The organism is Streptomyces bluensis (genome assembly GCF_014650715.1).
GTDB classification, from domain to species: domain Bacteria; phylum Actinomycetota; class Actinomycetes; order Streptomycetales; family Streptomycetaceae; genus Streptomyces; species Streptomyces bluensis.
Genome location: NZ_BMVM01000043.1, coordinates 1 through 4054 on the forward strand (window position 1 = coordinate 1; position 4054 = coordinate 4054).

The following is a 4054-nucleotide window of genomic DNA, read 5'->3' on the forward strand; positions in this document are numbered from 1 at the left end:
AGCCCGCGTTCTTCCAGGCCCAGCCGGAAGGCGGCGGCATCGCCGTAGCCGCCGTCGGCGACGACGAGGGGGATGTCGATGCCCCACGACCGCGTCTCCTCGATCATGTCCAGGGCCAGCTGCCATTTCTCGACATGGCCCACCTCTTCGGGGATGCCGCACGTGGTGCGGCGGGCCACCTTGGCCGCATCGGCCTTCGGCGAGGCGGGATCCCAGCTCTCGGGCAGGAACAGCCGCCAGTCGACGGCCGCCGAGGCACTATCGGAAGCCAGGTGCAGCGACACCCCGGCCTGGCAGTTGGTGACCTTGCCCGCGGTGCCGGTGTACTGCCTGGCCACGCACGCCGAGGCATCCCCGTCCTTGAGGAAGCCGGTGTCATCGACGATCAGCGCGGTCGGCTTGATCACCTGCTGCATCCGCCACGCCAGACGGGCCCGCACATGCGCCGCGTCCCACGGGCTCGTGGTGATGAAGTGCGCCAGGGCCTGCCGGTTGCCGTCCTCACCCAGCCGGGCAGCCATCGGCTCCACCGATTTACGCCGCCCGTCCAGCAACAGTCCCCGCAGATAGACCTCGCCCCACCGACGCTGATCCGCCCGCGCGAACGGCTCGAACATCTCCGCCGCGAAGTCCTCCAGATCACACCGGACCGCAGCCAACTCCCCGCCCATCACACCCGGTCAACGACACACCCCCTCAAACGGACACGCCACCAGCAAACGAACTGACCAAGCACTACTAGCTGTTGCGGGCCACGAGGTTGTTGACGGATCGAGATGTACCGCGACCAGCAGCGGGCTGTTCGACCCCTTTGAGGTTGGAGTCTTCCGCGAGCGAGGCGTGTCGGGTGAGGAGGTGGAGCGCGTCTGCTGAGGAAGCGTCGTTGGGGGTGTAGATCTCGATGCGGTGGTCCGGACTGTCGGGCTGGAGCCACACCTGGTAGGCGATGCTCGCGGTACCTACGGTCGGGTGGTGTAGGTGCATGTCGCCGGTCGTGCAGTCGGCGACTTCTCCGGTTGCCCACATCCCTGCGAACTGGTCGCTGCGCATGGTGAGTTCGCCGATGAGGTTCGCCAGCCGCGCGTCGGTCGGGAAGCGGCCGGCAGTGAGCCTCAGGTACGCGACGTGGGTGCGGGCGAGCTCCTCCCAGTTGCGGTGCAGATCCCGGGTGAGGGGGTCGAGGAAAAACATCCGCGGGATCGAGGGACGACGAGCCTGGTCGCCAGGGGCCTCGAAATCCACGTGTTCGGCGAGCAGCGCGTGACCGGTACGGTTCCAGGCAAGCACGTCCCCACGCCTGCCGAGCGCGACCGCGGGAGTGGCCTCGGCCAGCGAGTCGAGCAGCACGAGCACACGAGGGTGGGGTTGTTCCACGGGCGGTTCGGCGAGGCCGAGCCGGTCGGTCTGGCGGGCGAGGTTGTGCAGGTGGACTGTCTCCACCTCGTCCAGTTCCAGCACTCGTGCCAGGGCGTCGAGAACCTGCGCCGAGGCAGTGCCGCCTTGGCCCTGCTCCAGCCGCGTGTAGTAGCCGGCGCTGACGCCCGCGAGGTGAGCCAGTTCCTCTCGGCGCAGCCCCGGAACGCGCCGGCTGCTGCCGTACGTGCGTAGCCCGATCGCGTCCGGAGTGACCTGGTCGCGGCGGCTCTTCAGGAATGATCCGAGGCTCTCCACGCCATCGAGCGTAGACGTGGGCCGCGGTGGTGTGGGTGTACCTGTCGGGTGTACCCACACCAGGTGTCTGGCTGCTCCCGGCGCAGGCCCGGAGCTTTGACGACATGACTCAACAGGCCTCACCCACGACCAACACCGGCAACCTCCGGGCTTGGCTCGGACTGCTCGTCGTCCTGGGCCCGGTGCTTCTGGTCTCGATGGACGGGTCCATCCTGTTCCTCGCGATGCCCAGGGTCAGTCAGGCTCTGAGCCCCAGCGCCGACCAAGCACTGTGGATCCTGGACATCTACGGCTTCGCCGTGGGGTCGCTGCTCATCGCATTCGGGAACATCGGCGACCGCTACGGACGCCTCAGGCTCCTCATGATCGGCGCGACCCTCTTCGGTCTCGGCTCCGCTGCCGCTGCGTTCGCCCCCACACCGGAACTGCTTATCGTCGCCCGTGCCGTCATGGGGATCGCCGGCGCGACCCTGCTTCCCTCCGCACTGGCGGTATTGAGCGAACTGTTCACCGACCCCAAGCGACGGGCGCAGGCCATCGGCATCTTCGCCGCAGCATTCGCCGCAGGCTTCGCGATCGGCCCGGTCATCGGCGGTGTGCTGCTGGAACGCTTCTGGTGGGGCTCGGTGTTCTTGATCAACCTCCCCGTCATCGTCGTCTTCCTTTTCCTTGCGCCGGTCCTGCTCCGTGAGGTCCCAGCCGCCCGACCGGGGCGGATCGACGCCGCCAGCGTCGTGACCTCCGCCGTCGGGCTGCTGCTGACGATCTACGGCATCAAGCACGCGGCCGCCGAAGGCCCGTCGGTCACCGCCGCAGGTGCCCTGATCGCAGGTATCGCGGTCCTCGCTTGGTTCGGACTCCGGCAACGGCGACTGCAGCACCCGCTCATCGACTTCTCGCTGTTCCGCGACCGCACCTTCACCATCGCCGTGATCACCGGTCTGCTGCCGCTCGCAGCGTGGTCGGCCGCAGCCTACCTGGCCGGAATCTACCTGCAGTCCGTCCTCGACATCCCCGCCTTGCAGGCCGCGCTGCTGGCGTTGCCGGGAGCCATCGTGCTCACCACGACCTGCATCGTCACCCCCAGGATCGTGGACCGCGTGGGAAAACGCGCGGTCCTGCTCGTCTGCCACGTCTCCATCGCCGCCGGGCTGCTCCTGCTGCTGCCTACCACCGTCACCGGCGGGATCGGCTGGTACATCGCATCTTCCGCTGTCGCAGGCATCGGCTACGGCATCTCCTTCGCTGTCGTAGCCGACACCGCCGTCGGCGCAGTCCCTCCGGAGCGCGCGGGATCCGCAGGCGCGATCGCCGAGACCAGCAACGAGATCGGCAACGCCCTCGGCATCGCCCTGCTCGGCTCACTCGCCGCCCTGCTGTTCCGCCTCCAAGGCCCCGGCCTCGCCCCGACCCTCGACGCGACACTCCAACTGCCCGACCTGACGGTCGCGGTCGCCACCGACGCCAAATCAGCATTCCTCAGCGGACTCCATGTTGCCGCGACAGCCGCCGGCTTCCTGCATCTCGTCCTCGGACTTGTGGCGCTCCGCTGGCTATCCCGAGCGGCCAAAGTCACCGCGGCTGAGCATGAGACGGCTGCGACCCGATGCCGGCGGTGAGCGCGGGATGAGTAGGCCTTGTCCGAGGCAGCAGCGTCAGGCCGGGTTCGGGGCCGGCCGACGGGCAGCCGGTTACGCACCTTCCGCAGCACGGGGACGAACTGCGGGCTGTCAGCAGCCTGTCCTACAGTCAGTACGAGTGGCAACGGACGGCACTTGCGGTCGGCGGCAAGAAGAACCTTGCTCGTCAGCCCACCACGGGACCTGCCGAGCAGAGGCTTCCTTCAAGCGGAGCTTGCACCGCCTGATGTGCCGCCGTTCTTCCCGCTCGGGGTCGTCACTGCCGTCCTGACCGTTCTGTTCCGGCGGGCCGCCCCCTTTTGCCGGGCCCGCTCCTGCTCGGCAGCGGCTTCCTCAAGGGCATCTGGCAAGCACACGACCCGAGGGTCGACCGCCTGGTGGCGGTCAAGGTCCTCACCGGGGACAGCAGCGCGGACGACGACCGGCAGGTGGCCCGGTTCGCCCGCGAGGCCGCGGTCGCCGGCGGCCTGGCCCATCCGCACATCGTCACCGGCGACCGCCTCGCGCCTGACGCCGACACCCCAGGCGGCCCGACACCTCGCCGCCGCTCACGACCGCTCCCAGGTGGCGTGGCCGAGGTTCAGGTGCCCGAGGTGGGACAGGTGCTGCACCTCCGCGACGAAGAGCCTGGTGAACAGCCTCTGTGCCGACGTCTCGCCGTACCGGTCGATGTGGTCGAACACGACCTAGTTGTATTGCCCTGTGAGGTTGGGGACGCGGCTGGCGGGTGGTTGGCCTTTGAG

At 68.6% G+C, this 4054-nt stretch carries 4 protein-coding genes and 1 pseudogene; 1 reads left to right on the top strand and 4 read right to left on the bottom strand.

All coding sequences use genetic code 11. From position 1 onward, the window contains the following. On the bottom strand, positions 1 to 671 hold a 671-nt coding region (locus IE262_RS38980), incomplete at its 3' end, for an IS701 family transposase (RefSeq protein WP_373305241.1). 67 nt (positions 672 to 738) lie between these two features. After that, on the bottom strand, positions 739 to 1671 hold the full coding sequence (locus tag IE262_RS38985; RefSeq protein ID WP_189880378.1) for a helix-turn-helix transcriptional regulator: 933 nt from the start codon (positions 1669 to 1671) through the stop codon (positions 739 to 741). 104 nt (positions 1672 to 1775) lie between these two features. Between IE262_RS38985 and IE262_RS38990 the strand changes: the two genes are divergently transcribed. After that, positions 1776 to 3290: an MFS transporter gene (locus IE262_RS38990; RefSeq protein WP_189880381.1), complete on the top strand. Its 1515-nt coding sequence runs from the start codon at positions 1776 to 1778 to the stop codon at positions 3288 to 3290. Here the strand turns inward: IE262_RS38990 and IE262_RS38995 are convergent. Together IE262_RS38995 and IE262_RS40320 are read right to left on the bottom strand one after the other, a co-directional pair. Next, positions 3278 to 3691, bottom strand: a pseudogene (locus tag IE262_RS38995) (hypothetical protein); the annotation flags it as partial. The gene IE262_RS38990 and the pseudogene IE262_RS38995 overlap by 13 nt on opposite strands. A gap of 168 nt (positions 3692 to 3859) precedes the next feature. Beyond that, positions 3860 to 3994, bottom strand: coding sequence for a hypothetical protein (locus IE262_RS40320; protein ID WP_268249656.1), 135 nt, complete (start codon positions 3992 to 3994; stop codon positions 3860 to 3862). Positions 3995 to 4054 lie beyond the last annotated feature (60 nt).